The sequence below is a fragment of the Mycolicibacterium agri genome (assembly GCF_002553505.1).
In the GTDB taxonomy this organism is placed as follows: Bacteria; Actinomycetota; Actinomycetes; order Mycobacteriales; family Mycobacteriaceae; genus Mycobacterium; species Mycobacterium agri.
This window is the reverse complement of sequence record NZ_PDCP01000041.1, coordinates 1-13,514: the sequence shown is the minus strand read 5'-3', so window position 1 is coordinate 13,514 and position 13,514 is coordinate 1. Positions and strand designations below refer to the sequence as shown.

12 protein-coding genes are annotated in these 13,514 nt (G+C 67.3%); 8 read left to right on the top strand and 4 right to left on the bottom strand.

All coding sequences use genetic code 11. The features are described from left to right. Positions 1-12 precede the first annotated feature (12 nt). From CQY20_RS20940 to CQY20_RS20925, 4 genes are all read right to left on the bottom strand, one after another. On the bottom strand, positions 13-2,157 hold the full coding sequence (locus CQY20_RS20940; RefSeq protein WP_097942004.1) for a 3-hydroxyacyl-CoA dehydrogenase NAD-binding domain-containing protein: 2,145 nt from the start codon (positions 2,155-2,157) through the stop codon (positions 13-15). Positions 2,158-2,162: 5 nt separating this feature from the next. After that, complete coding sequence (locus tag CQY20_RS20935; protein WP_097942003.1) at positions 2,163-3,374, bottom strand: acetyl-CoA C-acetyltransferase; 1,212 nt, start codon at positions 3,372-3,374, stop codon at positions 2,163-2,165. Between the two features lie 202 nt (positions 3,375-3,576). Continuing rightward, entirely contained in the window at positions 3,577-4,674 is a 1,098-nt protein-coding gene (locus tag CQY20_RS20930; RefSeq protein WP_097942002.1) for an oxidoreductase, read from the bottom strand. A gap of 53 nt (positions 4,675-4,727) precedes the next feature. Next, positions 4,728-5,741, bottom strand: coding sequence for a helix-turn-helix transcriptional regulator (locus CQY20_RS20925; RefSeq protein WP_097942001.1), 1,014 nt, complete (start codon positions 5,739-5,741; stop codon positions 4,728-4,730). Between the two features lie 191 nt (positions 5,742-5,932). On the opposite strand from CQY20_RS20925, the gene urtA reads away from it, so the two are divergent. From urtA to CQY20_RS20885, 8 genes are read left to right on the top strand one after another with little or no spacing between them, the layout of a single operon-like run. Then, positions 5,933-7,198 carry an urea ABC transporter substrate-binding protein gene (gene urtA / locus CQY20_RS20920; protein ID WP_097942000.1) on the top strand — a complete coding sequence of 422 codons (1,266 nt, stop codon included), beginning with the start codon at positions 5,933-5,935 and terminating at the stop codon, positions 7,196-7,198. Between the two features lie 3 nt (positions 7,199-7,201). Continuing rightward, complete coding sequence (locus CQY20_RS20915; protein WP_097941999.1) at positions 7,202-7,909, top strand: urease subunit beta; 708 nt, start codon at positions 7,202-7,204, stop codon at positions 7,907-7,909. A gap of 1 nt (position 7,910) precedes the next feature. Then, entirely contained in the window at positions 7,911-9,626 is a 1,716-nt protein-coding gene (ureC, locus tag CQY20_RS20910; RefSeq protein ID WP_097941998.1) for an urease subunit alpha, read from the top strand. Positions 9,627-9,649: 23 nt separating this feature from the next. Beyond that, on the top strand, positions 9,650-10,270 hold the full coding sequence (gene ureG, locus CQY20_RS20905) for an urease accessory protein UreG (RefSeq protein ID WP_097941997.1): 621 nt from the start codon (positions 9,650-9,652) through the stop codon (positions 10,268-10,270). Between the two features lie 8 nt (positions 10,271-10,278). Continuing rightward, complete coding sequence (locus CQY20_RS20900) at positions 10,279-11,115, top strand: urease accessory protein UreD (RefSeq protein WP_097942044.1); 837 nt, start codon at positions 10,279-10,281, stop codon at positions 11,113-11,115. Continuing rightward, positions 11,112-11,606 carry an urease accessory protein UreE gene (locus CQY20_RS20895; protein ID WP_308494471.1) on the top strand — a complete coding sequence of 165 codons (495 nt, stop codon included), beginning with the start codon at positions 11,112-11,114 and terminating at the stop codon, positions 11,604-11,606. The genes CQY20_RS20900 and CQY20_RS20895 overlap by 4 nt, the downstream gene beginning before the upstream one ends. Continuing rightward, positions 11,587-12,285 (top strand): urease accessory protein UreF, encoded by a 699-nt coding sequence (locus CQY20_RS20890; RefSeq protein ID WP_097942042.1) that lies wholly within the window; start codon positions 11,587-11,589, stop codon positions 12,283-12,285. Before CQY20_RS20895 ends, CQY20_RS20890 begins: the two co-directional genes overlap by 20 nt. Positions 12,286-12,332: 47 nt before the next feature. Further along, complete coding sequence (locus CQY20_RS20885) at positions 12,333-13,502, top strand: pyridoxal phosphate-dependent aminotransferase (RefSeq protein WP_097941996.1); 1,170 nt, start codon at positions 12,333-12,335, stop codon at positions 13,500-13,502. Positions 13,503-13,514: the final 12 nt, after the last annotated feature.

Sequence of the window (13,514 nt, the reverse complement as noted above, 5' to 3'; positions counted from 1 at the left end):
CGGTACGTGGAGCTACAGCAGCGACTGCGGCGGGGTGAAGCGGTCGCCGTAACGGGCGGCCAATTCCTTGGCCCGCGCCACGAACGCCTCCTTGCCGACGCCGGCCGGACCCTCGTAGCCGACGATGAACTGCGCGCTGCCGCCGGTGTAGGGCGGGAAGCCGATGCCCATGATCGAGCCGATGTTGGCGTCGGCGGTCGAGGTGAGCACGCCCTCGTCGAGGCACTTCTGGGTTTCCAGCGCCTCGGCGAACAGCATCCGGTCGATCATGTCCTGCAACGGAATGCTGGTGCTGCCGGACTTGAACGTCTCCCGCAGCCCCGGCCACAGCCGGGTGCGCTTGCCGTCGACGTACTCGTAGAAGCCGGCGCCCTTGAGCCGCGACGGTCGACCGATCTCGATCATCTTCTCGACGACTGCCTCGGCCGGATGCGGTTCATAGGTACCGCCGGCCTCCTCGACGCCCTTGCGGGTGGCCACCGCGATCTTGTGCATCAGCTCGAGGTTGAGCTCGTCGGACAGCTGCAGCGGCGGCGCCGGGTAACCGGCCTGCGAACCGGCATGCTCGATCGACGCGGGCTCGATGCCCTCGCCGAGCATCGCGAGCGCCTCGTTGACGAACGTGCCGATCACCCGCGAGGTGAAGAAGCCGCGGCTGTCGTTGACCACGATCGGGGTCTTGCCGATCGCCAGCGTGTAGTCGAACACCCGGGCCAGCGCCTCGTCAGAGGTCTTCTCGCCCTTGATGATTTCGACCAGCGGCATCTTGTCGACGGGTGAGAAGAAGTGGATCCCGATGAAATCCTCTTGGCGCTTCACGCCGGTCGCAAGGCCGGTGATCGGCAGCGTCGAGGTGTTCGACCCCAGAATCGCGTTGGGCTCGACGACGTCCTCGATCTCCTGGAACACCTTGTGCTTGAGGTCGGGGTCTTCGAACACCGCCTCGATGACGAAGTCGACGCCCTTGAGGTCGGCGGCATCGGCCGTCGGCGTGATGCGCGCCAGCAGCGCCTGCGACTTCTCCTCGGTGGTCCTGCCCCGCTCGAGCGCCTTGGCCTCGAGCTTCTCCGAGTAGCCCTTGCCCCGCTCGGCGGCCTCGATGCTGACGTCCTTGAGCACCACGTCGAAGCCGGCCTTGGCCGACACGTATGCGATGCCCGCGCCCATCATGCCCGCGCCGAGCACGCCGACCTTCTTGATCTCCTGCTTGGCGATGCCATCGGGCCGCGAGCCGCCGCCGTTGATGGTCTGCAGGTCGAAGAAGAACGCCTGGATCATGTTTTTGGCGACCTGGCTGGTGGCCAGCTTGGTGAAGTAGCGGCTCTCGATGCGGCACGCCGTCTCGAAGTCGACCTGTGCGCCCTCGACCGCGGCGTCCAGGATCGCCCGCGGCGCGGGCATCGGCGCACCCTTGAGCTGCTTGCGCAGCAGCGCCGGGAACGACGGCAGGATGCTGGCCAGCCCGGGGCTGCTCGGCGTGCCGCCGGGCATCTTGTAGCCCTTGGCATCCCACGGCTGAGTGTGCGCATCCGGGTTCGCTTTGATCCAGACCCTGGCGGCGGGCACCAGCTCGTCGACCGACGGCAGCACCTCGTCGACCAGGCCGACGTCGCGGGCCTTACCCGGCTTGAACCGCGTGCCCTGCGACAGCACCTCCATGAACGCCTTCTGGATGCCGAACATCCGCACCGAACGGGTCACGCCGCCTGCGCCGGGAAGCAGGCCGAGCGTCACTTCGGGGAAGCCGACCACCGCGCCAGGCACGTCGGCGATGATGCGGTGATGACACGCCAGGCAGATCTCGAGGCCGCCGCCGAGCGCAGCGCCGTTGATCGCCGCGACGACCGGTTTGCCGAGGGTTTCCAGCGCGCGTAGATCGCGCTTGATGCCCTCGACCTCGTCGAAGAAGTCGCCTGCGTTCTCCGGCGTGGCCTGGATGATCGAATTGAGGTCACCGCCCGCGAAGAAGGTCTTCTTCGCGCTGGTGATGACCACCCCGGTGATCGAATCCTTCTCGGCGACAAGACGTTCCACCGCGTTGTGCATCGACTCGCGGTAGTGCTCGTTCATCACGTTGGCCGAGCCGTTGGGATCGTCCAGCGTCAGGGTGACGATGCCGTCGGCATCCTTGTCCCACTTGATGGTGTTTTGTGCCATGGTCGTTAAACCCTCTCGATGATGGTCGCGACACCCATGCCGCCGCCGATGCACAGCGTGATCAGCGCGCGTCGTGCGTTACGCCGCTCGAGTTCGTCGACCATGGTTCCGGTGATCATGGCGCCGGTGGCGCCCAGCGGGTGGCCCATCGCGATGGCGCCGCCGTTGACGTTGAGCTTCTCGTCGGGAATGTTGAGGTCCTTCTGGAACTTCAGCACCACCGACGCGAACGCCTCGTTCAGCTCGAACAGGTCGATGTCGTCGACCGTCAGGCCCGCGCGGTCGAGCACCTTGCGGGTGGCAGGCGTCGGGCCGGTCAGCATGATGACCGGGTCGGCACCGCTGGTCGCGGTCGCAACGATGCGGGCCCGCGGCGTCAAACCCTGTGAGGTGCCTGCCTTTTCGCTGCCGACGAGCACCAGCGCGGCGCCGTCGACGATGCCGGAGCTGTTGCCGCCGGTGTGGACGTGGTTGATCTTCTCGACCCAGTGGTACTTCTGCAGCGCCACGTCGTCGAAGCCGCCCATTTCACCGATGCCGTCGAACGCGGTCTTCAGCTTGGCCAGGCCCTCCATGGTGGTGTCGGGCCGCATGTGCTCGTCGTGGTCGAGGATCACCAGACCGTTCTGGTCGCGCACCGGCACGACGGACTTGGCGAAGTAGCCGCCCGACCATGCCGCCGCGGCGCGTTCCTGCGAGCGCAGCGCGTAGCGGTCGACGTCCTCGCGGGAGAAGCCCTCGATGGTGGCGATCAGGTCGGCGCCGATGCCCTGCGGCACGAAGCCGATCGTGTAGTTGGTCTCCGGGTCGGTGGCCCACGCGCCGCCGTCGGAGCCCATCGGTACGCGGCTCATCGACTCGACGCCGCCGGCCAACACCAGGTCGTCCCAGCCGGAGCGCACCTTCTGGGCGGCCATGTTGACGGCTTCCAGGCCCGAGGCGCAGAAGCGGTTGAGCTGCACGCCGCCGGTGGTTTCGGGCATGCCCGCGGCCAGCACCGCGGTGCGGGCGATGTCGCCGCCCTGGTCGCCGACCGGCGACACCACGCCCAGGATGACGTCGCTGATCAGCGTCTCGTCCAGGTCGGGATAGCGGTTGCGTAGCTCGTCGATCAGGCCGGTGACCAGGTTGATCGGCTTGACCTCGTTGAGGGCGCCGTTCTTGTTCTTGCCGCGAGGCGTGCGAATGGCCTCGTAGATGAAGGCTTCTTCAGACATGAAGATAATTCCTGTTCAGATGGGGTTACGGGCGGCCTGCCCCCATGGGCGGTCGTCCACTGCAGGCCAGCCTAACAGCCTCGGCCAACCTGTTGGTTGGGAGGTTCGTCACGCCCCCCATCACGCCCAAACCGACATATGGGCGAGAAAGTACCAGAAGAAGGCGCCATTTCGTCGGTCTCGGCGCCCGACGAGCGCTACCTCAGGCGGATTGCGGCTCGTCCAGGTCGGCCAGCGTCGGGTAGTCGATGTAGCCGACCGGGCCGGGCGCGTAGAACGTCGCCTTGTCCGGTTCGTTCAACTCGGCGCCGAGAACCAACCGTTCGATCAGGTCGGGGTTGGCCAGGAACCGGCGGCCGACGGCGGCGGCGGCGATCGCGCCCCAGTCGGCGAAGCTCTCCAACTGGCAGAAGTCGACCCCGTCGGCGTTGAGCACCAGCGGCTCGGGCCAGAGCGCCCGAAGCGCGCCGAACGTCGTGCTCGTCGGGTCGATCCGCACGTGCAGGTAGGCGATCCGCAGCGGCGCGATCCGATGCAGCAGCGCCTCATACGCCGACACCTCGTCGATCTCGCGCATGTCTGCCGCAGTTCCGCCCGGTGAGATGCGCAGCCCAACCCGCCCGGCGCCGATCTCGTCGGCGACGGCCTCGACCACCTCGGCCGTCAACCGGGCCCGGTTGGCCGGCGAACCGCCGTAGACGTCGTCGCGCCGGTTGGTCACATCGGAGAGGAACTCGTGCAATAGATAGCCGTTGGCCGAGTGGATCTCGACGCCGTCCATCCCGGCGTCGACGGCCCGGCGGGCGGCGGCGCGGAAGTCGGCGACGATGCCTGCGATCTCGTCGGTGCGCAGCGGGCGCGGGACCGGCAGCGGCTTGGGGCCGCTCGGCGTGTGCGCGGTGATCTTGGCGGCGATCGCCGAGGGGCCGACGGTCTCGACGCCGCCGATGTCGGGATGACCCATGCGGCCGACGTGCCATAGCTGCACGAACATCCGACCGGCGGCGTCGTGCACGGCGGCGGCGATCTCGGCCCACTTGCGCTGATGGCCGTCGGTGTACAGGCCCGGGGTGTTCACATATGCGCCGTTGGCGGCCCGCGACACCGCGGTGGCCTCGCTGATGATCAGTCCCGCTGCGGCCCGCTGCGCGTAGTACTGCGCGGCCAGATCGGACGGCGTCGCGTCGGCCTGCGCGCGCGACCGTGTCAGCGGTGCCAAAAAGATCCGGTTCGGGGCGAGGGTGTCGCCGATCTGCACCGGCTGCAACAAGGACGAATCAAGATCAAGAGTGAAGGCCATGCCGCTGACAGCGCTGGGGACACCGCTTTCATTCCCCGCTTTCATCCCCGCGGTCAGGCCAGTCGCCGCACCTCACCGAAGTTCAGGTCGGCCAGCACGCGTCCGGAAACCAGGCCCAGCGACATCGCGAGGGACACACACGACGCCCGATTGGCCGCGCCCAGTTTGACGATCGCGTTCTCGACGTGATGACCGGCGGTGCGCGCACTGATGAACAGCCTCGCCGCAATCTGATTGTTGGTCAAACCGAACGCGGCCAGGGTCAGCACATCGAGCTCGCGGGCGGTAATTCCATGGGGCAGAGGCGCTTTGCTCACCAGCATGATGGCGGTGAGGCTGTCCTCGCGATATCGCTTCGCGGTGGTGATGTGCCTGACGTACAGCCATGACGAGCCGTCGTGCCAGCGGCTCGCCTCAGGACGCAGCTGCGCGCCGAGGCCCTGCACCGCGCCCGCCATGTCGGCGACGAGTCCCGCGCTCAATTCCGCGTCGAACTGCCCCAGCCGCAACAGGTGCGCGCGTCCGGCGTCGTCGACCGCCCATGCCTGGGCATCGGGCGAGACGAGTTCGGCGACCATCCTCGGACGCACCGAGAAGTCCAGATGCTCGGCCATCTGCCGCCGCAGCGAGTTGATCTCCAAGACATCCTCGTCGCTCGGATAGCGCGGGTCGTCGCAGTTGACGTGGATGGTGCCGGCGTAGGTGCCGTCGGCGGTCACCAGTCGCGCGGACAGGCCCTCGTCAAAACCGGCCGGCGTGAACACGTCGGTGACCGAGTACGTGCTGCGGTAATTCGGGAAGTCCCGCCAGCGCAGCGCACCGAGGTTGTGACGGCGCATCGAGTCGAACAGCGGGTCGTGGTCGATGAACCACGTATTCAGATGTGTGATAACCGGTTCGGGATAGCCGTGATTGGCGACGGCGACGTGGTTGCGCGCGATCGGGTCCCACAGGCAGATCGCCGATGCCGACGAGGCGGCCCGCGCGCCGAGCGTCTCGAGCATTTCGTGCGCGCGGGTCTTTAGGCTGGCCGTGCTTCCCAGTACTTGTGCGTATGCGCCCGTCATTCCGATCCCCCGGACTTGGATCGCGGTTTCGGACACATTCTCAGCAGCCCACGTTTCGGTTATGTTTCACCGCTGAGGCGGCCAGGCTAAGAGCCGCGCCGAATTAGGAGATTCCTCCCATAGCGGCGGTCCTATGCGCCTTCTTACTGTTTCGACGCGAAAGCGGACTACCCAGAGACGAGGGCACCACCATGTTCGGGTCGACGAGACATCCCCGCAGCAAATTGACGGCCGGAGCGGTCGCGCTTCTGACAGCCGCGCTCGTGATGGCGGGCTGCGGCAGCAGGGCAGGCGAGGAAGGCTCCGGCGCGAAGGCCCAAGGCTGCGCCGACACCTCCGGCGACACCGTCAAGGTCGGTGCGATCAACTCGCTGTCGGGCGGCCTTGCTGTCAGCGAGTCGGTGATCAGGGACGCGATCGTGCTGGCCGTCGAGCAGGTCAACGCCGCAGGCGGAGTGCTCGGCAAGCGGCTCGAACTGATCGGCGAAGACGGCGCCTCTGAACCGACCGTGTTCGCCGAGAAGGCCCAGAAGCTGGTTCAGTCCGACTGTGTCGCAGTGGTTTTCGGCGGCTACACGTCGGCAAGCCGCAAGGCGATGCTGCCTGTGTTCGAAGACGCCAACGCGCTGCTGTACTACGGCCAGCAGTACGAGGGCCTTGAGGACTCACCGAACATCTTCTACACCGGCGCCACCACCAACCAGCAGATCATCCCTTCGCTCGACTACCTCAAGCAGCAGGGCGTCAAGTCGCTGTATCTGGTTGGCAGCGACTATGTTTTCCCGCGTACCTCCAGTGCGATCGTCAAGGCATACGCGAAGGCCAACGGCATCGAGATAAAGGGTGAGGACTACACCCCGCTGGGCAGCACCGACTTCTCCACCATCGTCAACAAGATCCGCGGCGCGGGCGCTGACGCGGTGTTCAACGTCGTGGTCGGCGACTCACTGGTGGCGTTCTTCCGCGAGTACCGCAATTCGGGGCTGACTCCGGAGACGATGCCGGTGATGTCGATGTGCGTCGGCGAGCAAGAGGTCCGAAGCATCGGTCCCGCCACGCTGGTCGGCCAGTTGTCGTCGTGGAACTACTACCAGACGCTGGATTCACCGCAGAACGCCAGGTTCGTCGCCGACTTCAAGGCGCGGTTCGGGCCCGATCGCGTGACCTCGGACCCGATGGAGTCGGCCTACACCGCGGTGTCGTTGTGGAAAGCCACTGTGGAAAAAGCGAATTCATTCGCCGTGCCCGACATCCAGAAGGCCGCCGACGGGATCACCGTCGACGCTCCCGAAGGCAAGGTCACCATCGACGGGGAGAATCACCACGTCACCAAGACCGCGCGCATCGGCCGGGTCGCCGACAACGGCTTGATCTACGAGATCTGGGCTTCACCACAACCGATCGAACCGGACCCGTACCTCCGGAACTACGCGTGGGCCGAGGGAATCGCGGGCTGACCGATGCACCTGACGCCGAAAGACGAGGACCGGTTGCTGCTCTTCCTGGCCGCCGAACTCGCACGCAAGCACCGCGCGGCGGGCCTGGCCCTGAGCTACGCCGAGGCCCGCGCGTTGATCGCCGACGAGGTGGTCGAGGCGGCCCGCGCGGGTGCGACGGTCGCCGAGGCCGCTGCCCACGGTGCGAGCGTGCTGACCGACGACGACGTGATGCCCGGGGTGGCCACGCTGCTCGGCTCGGTTCAGGTCGAGGCCTTCTTCTCCGACGGCCAGAAGCTGGTGACGGTGCACGACGCGATCGGACCCGGTAGCCGGACGCCGAGCGAGCCGACTGTGGTGCCCGGCGAAATCCTGCCCGCCGACGGTGAACTCGAGCTCAACACCGGACGCTCCTGCGTGACCCTGTTCGTGGAGAACACCGGGGACCGACCGATCCAGGTGGGTTCGCACTTCCACTTCTTCGAGGTCAATCGCGCGCTGCGGTTCGACCGCGCGGCCAGTTTCGGCATGCGGCTCGACATTCCGTCCGGAACCGCTGTGCGTTTCGAACCCGGTGAGACACAGGAGGTCTCGTTGACCCGATACGGCGGTGAACAAACCGTGGTCGGCCAGAACGACGTCACCAATGGTGCGACGACGGATCCGGCGCCCGCTGAGTTGCTGGAGCGGATGCGCACACAGGGATTCCTCGACTCGACGCAGGAGTGTTGATGTGGCACACCGAATCTCGCGGAGCCATTACGCCGAACTTTACGGGCCCACCACCGGGGACCGTGTCCGGTTGGCCGACACCGAACTGCTGGCCAAAGTCGAGCACGACGCGACGGTCTACGGCGACGAATCCGTGTTCGGCGGCGGCAAGACCATGCGCGAGGGCATGGCGGTGCACGGCGACGTCACCAACGCCGACGGCGCGCTGGACTTCGTCATCACCAACGTGCTGGTCGTCGATGCTGTTCTGGGGATCCGCAAGGCAGACATCGGTATTCGCGACGGACGCATCGCCGGGGTCGGCAAGTCCGGCAACCCCCGCACCATGGACGGCGTCGACCCCGCACTCGTCATCGGCGCAGGCACCGACATCCGGTCCGGCGAGGGCATGATCGCGACCGCGGGCGCCATCGATGTTCACGTGCACTTCGACAGCGCGGGGTTGGTCGAGGAAGCCATCTCCAGCGGGGTCACCACGATGATCGGCGGCGGGCTGGGCCCGGTCACCGTCGGGATCACCTCGTCCGGCCCGAACAATCTCGCGCGGATGCTGCGCGCCGCCGAGGCATTTCCGATGAACTTCGGGTTCATCGGAAACGGCAGCGCATCCAGCACGTCTCCCCTGATCGAACAGGGTCTGGCCGGGGCGATCGGCTTCAAGATCCACGAGGACTGGGGCGCCACACCGGCGGCGATCCGGGCCTCGCTGGACGCCGGCGACAAGCTGGACCTGCAGGTGCAGATCCACACCGACACGCTCAACGAGTCCGGGTTCTTCGAGGACACGATGGCCGCGATCGGCGGGCGGGCGATCCACACCTACCACGCCGAGGGCGCGGGCGGTGGCCACGCACCGGACATCATGCGCGTCGTGGGTGAACCGTACTGCCTGCCGTCATCGACCAACCCGACAAACCCCTACACGCTCAACACCTTCGACGAACACCTCGACATGGTGATGGTCTGCCACCACCTCAACCCACGCATCCCCGAGGACGTGGCGTTCGCCGAGTCACGCATCCGGCGCGAGACCATCGCCGCCGAGGACGTGCTGCACGACCTCGGGGCCATCTCGGCGATGGGCTCGGACTCCCAGGGCATGGGCCGCATCGGTGAAACGGTGGCGCGCACATGGCAACTCGCGTCACACATGCGCGCCACCCGCGGTGCGCTGCCCGGCGACGAGGGCACCGGCGCCGACAACGCCCGCATCCTGCGCTACATCGCCAAACTCACCATCAACCCCGCCAGGCTGTTCGGCATCGACCACGAAGTCGGCTCGTTGGAACCGGGAAAGCTGGCCGACATCGTGCTCTGGGAACCGAAGTTCTTCGGCATCAGGCCCGAGGTGGTGTTCAAGGGCGGGTTCCCGGCGTGGTCGGTGATGGGTGAGGCGAACGCCTCGCTGATGACGTGTGAGCCGTTGCGCTACCGCCCGCAGTGGGCGGCGTACGGTCGCACGCCCGCGGACGTGTCGGTGAACTTCGTCGCCGAAGCGGCCGTCGACGCGGACCTGGGCGAGAAGTTGGGCCTGCAGACCCGCCTCGTCGGATGCCGCGGCGCGCGAGCGCTGACCAAGGCGGACCTGCTGCACAACGACTACCTGCCCGACATCACCATCGAACCCGATACCTACCGCGTCACGGTCGACGGGCAGCCGTGTGTGAGCACACCGATGAGCCGAGTGCCGCTCGGCCGTCGTTACACGCTCAAATAGCCTCAAATAGCGAGGAGCACAACATGGTCGACGTTGTCAGGATCGGCATCGGCGGACCGGTCGGATCGGGTAAGACGCGGCTGGTCGAGACGGTGCTGCCGCGCCTGCGCGACGCCGGTCTCAGCGTCGCGGTCATCACCAACGACCTGGTCACCGACGAGGACGCCCAGCGGGTCCGCCGCAGCGGCGTCATCGACCCCAGCCGTGTGCTGGCTGTCGAAACCGGCGCCTGCCCGCATACCGCGATCCGCGAGGACCCGTCGGCGAATCTCGCTGCCGCTCAGCGGCTCTGCGACGAGTTCCCCGAACTCGATGTGATCCTGATCGAATCCGGCGGGGACAACCTGGCCGCCACGTTCACCTCCGACCTTGTCGACTACTGGGTCTTCGTCATCGACACCGCTGCAGGCGACGACATCCCCCGCAAGAAGGGAATCGGGCTACTGCAGTCGGATCTGTTGGTGGTCAACAAGATCGACCTCGCACCGCTTGTCGGCGCCGACCTCGAGACGATGCGGCGCGATTGCGCCGTCGCGCGCCCGAGCAAACCGACCGTGTTCACCGACCTGCGTACCGGATCGGGTCTGGACGACCTGGTCGACCGGCTGATCGACGGCGCGATGCTGACGGTCGGCGCCTCGTGACAGCCCTCATGACAGCACCGATGATCGCGCCGGGCGAACTCGCCATCGAGGCGGTCGCCGACGCGACGGGCCGCACCCGCATGGTGTCTCTGCGCCAGCGCTACCCGCAACGTGTCACCAGTCCGCTGCGCTGTCAGCCCGACCATCCCGGCGCGGCCACGCTGTGCGTGCAGAGCCCCAGCGGCGGGGTGTTTCCCGACGACGATCTGCACACCACCGTCCGCTGCGACATCGGCAGTCACCTGCGGTTGACCACGCAGGCCGCCACCCAGGTGTTCGCCGGCGACGGGCCTGGTGCTCGACACCGGCTCGAGTTCACCGTCGCTGCGGGCGCGGTGCTGGAGTACTACCCACTCACGGTGATCCCGCATGCCCACGCGTCGTTCACGCAGCAGGTCGACGTCGACGTGAAGCCCGGCGGAATCTATCTCGGCTGGGAGGCGGTGGCGGCGGGGCGCATCGCCCACGGCGAACGGTTCGGGTACAACTGCTACGACAACGCGTTCACGCTGCGCACCGGTGGCCGTGTCGTGGCCCGCGACCGGCAGGTCATCCGGCCCGGAAACAATTGCGCACCCGGCTGTCTCGTCGACGACTACCTGGCGACGTTCGTCGCCGCCGCACCAGGACGCTCCCATGACATGCTGCTGCAGTCCGTGCGCGCGGTGCTCGACGGCCTCGACGGCTGCTGCGGCGGTGCGGGCCGTCTGCCCGGTGATGCGGGGGTGTTGGTTCGGTTGACGGCGCGGCGGGCACCGGAACTGCATCGGGCCCGTCAGCTTCTGTTCGACGCCACCCGTGCAGAACTTCTCGTCACCAAAAACGGCGAGGAGGTGCCGCAGTGATTGAGGTCAGGTCCATCGTCGGCGACGTCGGCGAGGACCGGTTCACCCACAGGAGGTGTCACTACCTCGACATCGGCTGGGGCGACGCCGCAAAGCATCGCCAGATCGGTTGCACGGACACCGGTATGCAGGTGCGAATCATCCTGCCGCGCAGCACATTTCTGCACGACGGCGCCGTGCTGGCCGACGACGGCGAGCAGATCGTCGTGGTGCGGCGGCCCGAGGAGCCCGCACTCGCGGTCCGGTTCGACGACAACTGCGGCGCAGACGGCGCACGGCGCATGTTGCTGTTGGGATATCTGCTGGGCAACCAGCACGCACCGATCGACGTCGGCCACGACAGGGTCGCTGCGCCGCTTTTCACCAGCGAGTCGACGGCCAGGCGGATGCTCGCCGAGCTGCAGATCACCGCCGACGTCAGGCCCGTCGCCATGGCCACGCACGGGTGGTCCCGGACGTCGGCGGATGCCCATGCCGGCCATCACCACTGACCCGGCCGTCGCGCTTACGCTGTGGATGCAGTTGCACGACAGCGCGTTTCCGGCCGGCCGGATGGTGCACAGCCACGGCCTGGAGGAGTGGCTGGCCACGCGTCCCGATGCCGACGCCGACCAGGTCGCTGCCGCGGTGCTGGACTACCTGACCCATTCCTACGCACCGCTGGACGCCGTGATCACCGCCGCGGCCTGGCGCGCCGCCCCGGACGGCGATGCGCTGTGCGCGCTCGACGAACTCACTGCGAGCTACAAGCTCTTCGACAACGCCAGAATCGCATCCAAGTCGTCCGGCCGGCAGTTGGCGTCTGCGGCCCGATCGAGCGCGCTCGTCGACGGCTTCGGGTATCTGGACGCGGTGATCGCCGGCGCAACGCAGGGGCACTGCGCGGTTGTCGAGGGGGCACTACAGGCGGTCATGGGCATTACCGTGCGCACCGCGGTGCTCGGATCGATCCGGTCGATGATGGGGTCGATGTTCAGCGTCGCGGTCCGCCTCGGACGGTTGGGCCCACTGCACAGCCAGCGGATCCAGGCGCGTCACGCAGCGCGGATCGTCGTGTTGGCCGATCAGGCGTGCCTGCGCAGGCTCGACGACGTCTACAGCAGCGCGCCTGCGCTCGAGGTCAGCGGGATGCGGCACGAGACCCGTTCGGCGCGGCTGTTCACCACCTGACCAGCGGCTGCTGGCGCCGCATCCGCGGGGCATTACGCTCGACTTCCGTGACGGTCTCCCGCTTGCAGCCCTACGCGGTCACGGTCTTCGCCGAGATGTCGGCGCTCGCGGCCCGCATCGGCGCGGTGAACCTCGGCCAGGGCTTCCCCGACGAGGACGGCCCGCCCGCGATGCTCAAGATCGCCGAGAACGCGATCGCCGAGGGCGTCAACCAATATCCGCCAGGCCTCGGCATCGCCCCGCTGCGGGAAGCCATCGCCGCGCAGCGCAAGCGGCAGTTCGGCACCGAATACGACCCCGACACCGAAGTGCTCGTCACGGTCGGCGCGACGGAGGCCATCGCCGCATCGGTGCTCGGCCTCGTCGAACCCGGCTCCGAAGTTCTGCTGATCGAGCCGTTCTACGACTCCTACTCCCCCGTCATCGCGATGGCAGGCTGCCAGCGACGCGCGGTGCCGATGCTGCAAGACGGGCGAGGCTTCGCAATCGACGTCGACGAGCTGCGCCGCGCGGTCAACTCGAATACCAAGGCGCTCATTGTCAATTCGCCGCACAACCCGACCGGCATGGTCGCCAGCGACGCCGAACTGCAGGCCTTGGCCGAACTCGCCGTCGAGGCCGACCTGCTCGTCATCACCGACGAGGTGTACGAGCATCTGGTGTTCGATCAGCGCCGCCATGTGCCGCTGGCCAACTACCCCGGCATGAGGGAGCGCACGGTCACCATCTCCAGCGCAGCCAAGATGTTCAACGTCACCGGCTGGAAGATCGGATGGGCCTGCGCCCCAGCCGACCTCATCGCTGGCGTACGCGCCGCCAAGCAGTACATGTCATATGTCGGCGGTGCACCGTTTCAGCCCGCGATCGCGCATGCACTTAACACCGAACAGGACTGGGTCGAGGCGCTGCGGGACTCGTTGCAGAACAAGCGCAACAGGCTCGGCAGCGCGCTGGACGATTTGGGCTTCGACGTGCACGACAGCTACGGCACCTACTTCCTGTGCGCCGATCCGCGCCCGCTGGGCTATGACGACAGCACGACGTTCTGCGCCGATCTGCCGCACAAGGCCGGGGTGGCCGCGATTCCGATGTCGGCGTTCTGCGACCCCGGCGCCGAGCACGCCGACGCGTGGAATCACCTGGTGCGCTTCGCGTTCTGCAAGCGCGACGACACCCTCGACGAGGCCATCCGCCGGCTCGGCGTGCTGCGCCGCTAACCCCTGGACACC

Excerpts from the sequence above, each read along its gene's own strand:
- CQY20_RS20940 (WP_097942004.1), bottom strand. The coding sequence starts at position 2,157 with ATGGCACAAAACACCATCAAGTGGGACAAGGATGCCGACGGCATCGTC.
- CQY20_RS20935 (WP_097942003.1), bottom strand. The coding sequence starts at position 3,374 with ATGTCTGAAGAAGCCTTCATCTACGAGGCCATTCGCACGCCTCGCGGC.
- CQY20_RS20930 (WP_097942002.1), bottom strand. The coding sequence starts at position 4,674 with ATGGCCTTCACTCTTGATCTTGATTCGTCCTTGTTGCAGCCGGTGCAG.
- CQY20_RS20925 (WP_097942001.1), bottom strand. The coding sequence starts at position 5,741 with ATGACGGGCGCATACGCACAAGTACTGGGAAGCACGGCCAGCCTAAAG.
- urtA (WP_097942000.1), top strand. The coding sequence starts at position 5,933 with ATGTTCGGGTCGACGAGACATCCCCGCAGCAAATTGACGGCCGGAGCG.
- CQY20_RS20915 (WP_097941999.1), top strand. The coding sequence starts at position 7,202 with ATGCACCTGACGCCGAAAGACGAGGACCGGTTGCTGCTCTTCCTGGCC.
- ureG (WP_097941997.1), top strand. The coding sequence starts at position 9,650 with ATGGTCGACGTTGTCAGGATCGGCATCGGCGGACCGGTCGGATCGGGT.
- CQY20_RS20900 (WP_097942044.1), top strand. The coding sequence starts at position 10,279 with ATGACAGCACCGATGATCGCGCCGGGCGAACTCGCCATCGAGGCGGTC.
- CQY20_RS20890 (WP_097942042.1), top strand. The coding sequence starts at position 11,587 with ATGCCGGCCATCACCACTGACCCGGCCGTCGCGCTTACGCTGTGGATG.